Annotated in this window: 5 protein-coding genes; 2 read left to right on the top strand and 3 right to left on the bottom strand. The window is 72.8% G+C overall.

Annotated elements, in window-relative coordinates; all coding sequences use genetic code 11:
• Positions 1 to 57: 57 nt before the first annotated feature.
• Positions 58 to 1,179 carry a SchA/CurD-like domain-containing protein gene (locus AC061S_RS11530; protein ID WP_478685785.1) on the bottom strand — a complete coding sequence of 374 codons (1,122 nt, stop codon included), beginning with the start codon at positions 1,177 to 1,179 and terminating at the stop codon, positions 58 to 60.
• Positions 1,180 to 1,464: 285 nt separating this feature from the next.
• Here AC061S_RS11530 and AC061S_RS11525 point away from each other — a divergent pair, with 285 nt between their 5' ends.
• Positions 1,465 to 3,105: an FAD-dependent oxidoreductase gene (locus AC061S_RS11525; protein WP_478685784.1), complete on the top strand. Its 1,641-nt coding sequence runs from the start codon at positions 1,465 to 1,467 to the stop codon at positions 3,103 to 3,105.
• 94 nt (positions 3,106 to 3,199) lie between these two features.
• Here the strand turns inward: AC061S_RS11525 and AC061S_RS11520 are convergent, their stop codons facing one another.
• Both AC061S_RS11520 and AC061S_RS11515 read right to left on the bottom strand, forming a co-directional pair.
• Positions 3,200 to 3,373: an acyl-CoA carboxylase epsilon subunit gene (locus AC061S_RS11520; RefSeq protein WP_478685783.1), complete on the bottom strand. Its 174-nt coding sequence runs from the start codon at positions 3,371 to 3,373 to the stop codon at positions 3,200 to 3,202.
• Positions 3,374 to 3,816: 443 nt separating this feature from the next.
• Positions 3,817 to 4,482, bottom strand: coding sequence for a DUF4360 domain-containing protein (locus AC061S_RS11515; protein WP_478685782.1), 666 nt, complete (start codon positions 4,480 to 4,482; stop codon positions 3,817 to 3,819).
• Positions 4,483 to 4,697: 215 nt separating this feature from the next.
• Between AC061S_RS11515 and AC061S_RS11510 the strand changes: the two genes are divergently transcribed.
• Positions 4,698 to 6,602 (top strand): galactose oxidase-like domain-containing protein, encoded by a 1,905-nt coding sequence (locus AC061S_RS11510; RefSeq protein WP_478685781.1) that lies wholly within the window; start codon positions 4,698 to 4,700, stop codon positions 6,600 to 6,602.
• Positions 6,603 to 6,604: the final 2 nt, after the last annotated feature.

Here is a 6,604-nt window from a genome sequence, read left to right as displayed (position 1 = left end):
GTCCGGGGACGTGGGGTCCGGGGGGCCGGGCGGGCCGGGTGGGGGATGGCGCTGCGGTCAGTGTTCGGCGGGGGCCCGGCGGTCGGTGATCAGGCTCATGGTGTGGCGGACCGCGGACGCGACGGCCCCGTCGGGCCCGCTGACGGGTCCGGCCATCAGGCGGGCGAGGACGGCCGCCTTGCGCGGTCCCCGGACGCCGAAGGCGGTTTCCAGCCCGTCGCCGTGCGGGCTGCGCACGTCGATGAGGCGTACGACGATGTCGTCGCGCTGGAAGATGCTGCTGCTCACGGTCGGGGCGTCGGGCCGGTGGGCGGCTTCCTCGTCCTGCCGGGCGAGGAAGCGGGCCAGCGCCGGTCCGCAGCCGGGCTTGGCCGGGTAGAACAGCGCGTGGCGTCGTACGTCGGACCGGTCGGCGCCGCCGGCTTCGCGCGCGGCGACGTGGTGGACGGCCGGGAGCGCGGCCTTCATGAAGAACATCCGGGCGGACTCGGGGTTGCCGAGGTCGCGGTCCTGTTCGAGGTGAGGGTTGATGGCCTCCTCGACGGCCCGTACCTCGGGCTGCTCGGAGACGTGCCGCAGCGCGGACATCAGGTCCCCGCGGACCTCCACCGTACGCACGACCCGGTTGCCGTGCATGAACAGGGTGGTGCGGCAGAGCCGGGTGTGGCCGTCGACGTCGGCCGCCGGGGAGGCGTAGCTGGAGAGGAGGGCCGCGACCTCCTTCTCGCTGCCGGGCTTGACCGTGAAGGTCAGGGCGTGGCGGACGATGTCGGCGCCGAGCCGGGGCGCTTCCTGCAGCCGGGCACCCCTGGGCCGCTGAGCGTCCTGGTAGCCGCGGCCGGTCTCGCGCAGGACGGTGTACTTGAGCGGGCGCATGGCGCGGGCGCAGGCGCCGAGCGGGCGCACCTGCTCGGCGTGGTGCTCGCTGTTGACCCAGGCGAGGTACTGCGGTGCGCTCTCCCACTCGCTGGTGATGAGCCACTGCGAGGGGTTCTCGAAGGACTGGCAGAGCTGGTCGCTGATGTGGCCGGGCTCCGACGCGATGTCGTGGCGCAGTTGCTCGTACGCCTCGAAGAACCGCTGCTGGGCTCCTTCGTGGAGGTCCATCAGCAGGACGACCCGGAGCATGGATCCGTCGAAGGCGGACTGTGACACCCGTTCGGACAGGGTGGTCGTCATCTGCTCACTCCTTCGTGAGGGCCCTGGGGGAGGGGGGGGGGGTTCATCGCGTACGGACCCTCGTCCGTCATCGGCGGTGGCGCCCCGGACCGGCGGCCGTCGCGGGGACGGCAGGCCGGCGTGTCTTCGGGGGAACCGCTGTCGCTCATCGTCATCCGGGTGGGGACGTACCGCTACATCTCCGGATCAAGCGGGTGACAACCGGCGTATCTCCTGGGCTTGGCCGGCGATCGGGGGCATAAAAGAGTGCACTCCCCCCACACAGAATTCAGGAGCTCGCAGCTGATGGAAGACACGGCAGATGTTCGCGTACCGGTTCTCGTCGTGGGCGGCTCCCTCGTGGGTCTGTCCACCTCGCTGTTCCTGAGCCGTCACGGCATCAGGCACCTGGTAGTGGAGAAGCACGCCGGTACCTCCGACCACCCGCGCGGGCGCGGTATCAACGCCCGGACCATGGAGTTGTTCCGGGTGGCCGGGGCGGAGGGCGCCATCCGGCAGGCGGCGTGCGCGCTGGAGAACAACATGGGCATCCTCCAGACGGAGTCCCTGCTGGGCGGCGACCACAAGTGGCTGGTCAAGGCCATCGACCCGGCCGGGGCGCTCAGCAAGTTCAGCCCGACCGGCTGGTGCGTGTGCAGCCAGAACAACATCGAGCCGATCCTCGCCGCGCAGAGCCGCGCCCAGGGCGCCGACGTGCGGTTCTCGACCGAGCTGATGAGCTTCGACCAGGACGAGACCGGGGTGAACGCGCTGGTCAAGGACCGGGAGACCGGTGAGCACATCACCGTCCGCGCCGACTTCCTGATCGCGGCGGACGGCCCGCGCAGCCCTGTGCGCGAGCAGTTGCGCATCCCGCAGACGGGCAGCGGCGAGCTGTTCCACAACGTCAGCGTCACCTTCCGGTCGCGGCAGCTCGTCGAGGTGCTGGGCGATCTGCGGTTCATCGTCTGCTACCTGATGAAGCCGGGTGCGGACGGTGCGCTGCTGCCGGTGGACAACGACACCCAGTGGGTCTTCCACCTGCCGTGGCACCCTGACCAGGGGGAAACCCTGGAGGACTTCACCGCGGAGCGGTGCCGGGAGCAGATCCGGGCCGCGATCGGCGTGCCGGACCTGGACGTGGAGATCGGCGGCAAGGCCCCCTGGCACGCGGCCGAACGGATCGCCGAGCAGTACTCCTCCGGTCGGGTGTTCCTGGCCGGCGACGCGGCCCACGAGATGTCCCCGACCGGCGCGTTCGGCTCCAACACCGGCATCCAGGACGCGCACAACCTGGCCTGGAAGATCGCGGCGGTCCTGAACGGATCGGCGGGCATGGGACTGCTGGAGACCTACGGGGAGGAGCGGCACCCGGTGGCCGTGGCGACCGCCCAGCGCGCCTCGGCCCGTTCGGCGGAGCACAGCCACCCCGGGTACGCGCCCCCGCCCACGATGGGCGGCGGACCGGGCAGCGGGGTCCTGACGACGGCGATGGCCTACGCGTACCCGAGCGGGGCGTTCATCGGCGGCGACCCGGCACGGCCGGTCATCCCCGAGGGGATGCGCATGAAGGGCGACCCCGGCACGCGGGCCCCGCACATGTGGCTGACGCGGGCCGACGGCGAACGGGTCTCCACGGTGGACCTGTACGAGAGCGCGTTCGTGCTGCTGTGCGGCGCGGGCTCGCCGTGGCGGGCGGCGGCCGAACGGGTGGCCGAGCGGCTGTCGGTGAAGCTGGACGCGTACGCCATCGGGTCCGCGAGCACTCCCGGCGCCGATCTGGTGCAGGAGGAGGGCTCCGACTGGAGCGAGGTGCACGCCATGTCCGGGGCGGGCGCCGTGCTGGTGCGGCCGGACGGGTTCGTCGCGTGGCGCTCGCAGGGGCCCGTGGCCGATGCCGAGGCCGCGCTGACCGAGGCGCTGTCCACGGTGCTGCGCCGGGCCTGACCGGCCCGTACGCCGAGTGGTCCCCCTGCCGCCGGCCCGTAAGCGGGCCGGGGGCAGGGGCGTTCATGGGTGCCGCCGATCCGTGCGGGTCGCTTCAGCCGCAGGCCCAGCAGCCCGCCCAGCAGCCGGAGCCGTGGTGCGCGGGGCGCCGGCGTCGGGCGGTCTCGGCGGGTGCCGCTGCCGCTCCGGCGGAGTTCCGGCGGGCGAAACAGGCGACGACCACCGCGATCGCGGCGAGTTCCTCGGGGGCGGCCACGCCCTTCTCCACACGGAGCAGGCTGGCTATCGGGGCTGTCTGAGCTATCGGAGCGTCCTTCAGCATCGGCTCGGCCTCTCGCACAGGCGGATAGCAGGACCCCCCTCGCGGAATCCAAGGACTCCGGACGTTGCCGACGCTAGCGGTGCGCGACACGCCCGGCATGCCGGGCAGTTGCGCGAAAGCCCAGGTCGCGGCCGCGCCGACCGGGTGACGCCGGGCTTGTGGCCGCGCGCGGTGATTGGGCCGTAGGAGTGGCGGGCCCCGTGGCGGGCGGCCCCGTGGCGGGCGGCCGCGCGAGGGGGCTCCCGAGCGGGAGCCTTGCGCGGCCGCCCGTGCGGGGGCGCGCCGAGCCGGTTCAGCGTGGCCGGTTCAGCGTGGCCGGTTCAGCGTGGCGGCCGGGTCGGCGGGCCGGGTCACTGCTTCCGGGAGACGCGCCTACAGGGGGCTACCCCTCATGAGCACTTCTTCCACGAGAAGTGGTAGACGCTGTTGATGCTGCCGTCGGTGGAGTCGAGGGCCATGTAGCTGGTCTTCGCCGGGTCCGAGGTGCCGACCTCGGCGCGCAGCTCGGTGTTGATGTTGAAGTTGCGCTGTTCTCCGCAGGGGGCGAAGACGAGGGCCTCGATGCCCGTCGTGTCGGAGGCCTGCCAGTTGTCGTCGAGCTTGCCGTGGAACTTGTGGGTGCGGTACTCGGTCTGCTTCATGCCCTGGAAGTAGTAGCTGGCCTTCTGGGTGCCGACCGCGCCCTTCTGGAGGCTGCCGAATCCCCGGTAGTCGACCTGGGCGACGGCGTAGGTGTACCCCTGCGGGACGTGTACGAGCAGGGAGAGCAGGCAGTTCTTGCGGCCGTCGGTCGGGGCGCTGTTCCCGCCCGCCATGGCCAGGTACTCGCTGTAGGTGACGGTGAAGGCCGAGTTGTCCTCGGCCACGGCGACGGTGGCGCTGCCCGGCCGGCAACCCGAGCCGTTGACGGTGGCGACGTCGACGCCCACCCGGTCCTCCGGCGCGGCGAGGGACCCGGGACCGCCCGCCGCCCCGGCGGCGGAGGCGGGCAGGAGGGCGAGGAGGCCGCCGGTCACGAGGGCGGCGCCGAGCGCGGTGCGCAGTTTTGTGATCACCCGGCCATGGAAGCGGTCCGTACCGTGCCGACCGGTGAACGGGTGCGCGGCCTCACTCCGATGGCCGGGCCCTTTCACCGCAGAAACGTTCGGGCAGGGCCTCGGGGAGGGCCGAACGGCTCATCGGCGGGGTGCCGGTCATGCTATATCAGCTCATTCCTCCCGGTATTTCCTATGCTGAGCGCCCTACGGAACCGCCCGCGCCGAGGAGCCCCATGCGCCGCCTGCACCGGTCCGCCCTGCTCTCCGCCACCGCGGTCGTCTGCGCCCTGACCCTCGCGGCCGCACCGGCCGCCGCCGGGGCGCCGGGGCACGGGGCGCCCGCGCGGGGTGCGCCGGGCCACGGCACGGACGGCGGGGCCGCGGGGACCGGCACGGCGGCCGGGACCCGAACGGCGCCCGGGACCGACCCGGCCGGGACCGACCCGGCCGAGGCCACCGTGATCGGCGCCGGCCACGCGCGCGCCCACGCGGAGCTGCGCCGGGCGGCCAAGGGGGCCGTGGGGTACCCGCAGTCCCGGCGCACCACTAGCCTGTCCTCGCTCGCCGCCTCCCAGCGCGAGGCCAACTCCGCTTTCGAGAAGACCGTTTCGGGACGCTTCGCCGAGTACTTCCCCTCCCCCGACTTCGGCGTGCACGTCGCCCTGCTCCCCACCGGCAAGGTGCTGCTCTTCTCCTTCTCCCGGGTGGAGACCGATCCCACCAAGGAGACCGGGCCCACGGACCGGACCGGCCCGGCGAACGCGGGCCGCGCCTACCTGTGGGACCCCGCGAAGGGGACCGGCGCGCGGGCCTTCAAGAAGGTCACCCCGCCCGTCGTGCTGATGCCGGACGGTACGCACGCCCCGCGCCCGGCGCCGTTCTTCTGCGCCGGGCACTCCTTCCTGCCCAACGGGATGCTGGGGGTGTTCGGCGGCAACACGGGCGGCAAGGGCGGCAGCGGAGCGAAGCTGTCCTTCGTCTTCGACCCGTGGACCGAGGGCTGGTACCGCAACCGCGACATGGCGGTGGGCCGTTGGTACCCGTCGGTGGTGACCGGTGCGGACGGCCGCCAGATCATCATGTCGGGCCAGTCGGAGCGCGGCACGGGGACGCCCACCCCTGTGGTGGAGCGGTTCCCCGCCCTGGGGCAGCCGGTGCCCTGGCGCCCCTACGACATCCCGCTGGACGTGGCCGTGCAGCGGATGCGCTCCGACGCGCCCTTCCGCAACGACTACCCGCACCTGTTCTCGCTGCGCGACGGCATGATCTACGGCCTGGGGCGGGACGCCGACCAGCAGTGGCTCTTCGACCCGCGCGCGCAGACCCGTACGGACCTGCCCAGACGGCCCGCCGACTTCCGGGGCTACGGCTCCGCCGTGCCGCTGCCGGCGGGGTTCGACGGACCCGACTCGGTGCTGGTGCTGGGCGGGGACCCGCTCGACCCGAACACCTACCGGCTGTCGGGCGGCGTCTGGACCACGGACCGGCCGCGCGCTTTCGGCCGGACCCAGGACGACACGCTGATCCTGCCGGACGCCACGCTGCTGACGGTCAACGGCGCGAAGGACACCAGGGATTACGGGTTCGGTCCGTTCAATCCGAAGGCCGACCTGAAGTTCCGCCAGACCGAGCTGCGGGGTGCGGACGGGCGCTGGAGGCTCGGGCCGGCCCAACGGCTGCCGCGGGGCTACCACTCCAACGCCCTGGTGCTGCCGGACGGCCGGGTCGTGGTCACCGGCGACGAGCTCCAGCAGATCGCCAACGACCCGGACATCAAGGACGGCATGGACGGCTCGATCGAGATCTACGAGCCCGCCTACCTGCACCGGGGCGCCCGGCCGGTACTCGACCGGGTCCCGGCGGGCGAGATCGCCCACGGTGCGGAGTTCTCGGTGGAGAGCTCGACGGCCGCCGGCGTACGGCGGGCCGTCCTGCTGGCGCCGACCACCGTCACCCACGCGGTGAACACCAGTCAGCGCCATCTGGAGCTGCGCATGACCGGTGTCCGCGGCCGCACGATCGGACTGCGGGCGCCGGCCACCTCGGCCGACGCCCCGCCCGGTTACTACATGCTGTTCCTCCTCGACGCGAAGGGCGTCCCCGGCACGGCGAGGTGGGTCAAGCTCGGCAAGCGGTGAAC

This window comes from Streptomyces sp. CA189, from assembly GCF_056428985.1.
This window is presented reverse-complemented; position numbering and strand designations above follow the sequence as displayed.